Source organism: Pseudomonas sp. AC229, from assembly GCF_979254655.1.
The window spans coordinates 1-255 of record NZ_CEEDHK010000073.1; the positions used below are offsets into that span (position 1 = coordinate 1).

Genomic DNA, 255 nt, shown 5'->3' on the forward strand with positions numbered 1-255 from the left:
GTCCAGAGCGTTGGCATGCCGCTTATGTGCAGCCATCACGCCGTCCAACGGATGGTCGCTATGGCGACAACCCAAACCGGTTACAACATTATTATCAGTTCCAAGTGGTACTCAAGCCCAATCCACCTGATATTCAAGAATTGTACTTGGGGTCACTCAAAGCGATTGGCATTGATACCTTAACGCATGATGTCCGTTTTGTAGAAGACAACTGGGAATCACCAACGCTTGGTGCATGGGGGCTTGGTTGGGAAG

1 protein-coding gene is annotated in these 255 nt (G+C 49.8%); it reads left to right on the forward strand.

Going from position 1 to position 255, the window contains the following annotated elements:
• The coding region (locus AC0IW7_RS24895; RefSeq protein ID WP_471821520.1) for a glycine--tRNA ligase subunit alpha at nucleotides 1-255 on the forward strand (255 nt) is incomplete at both ends.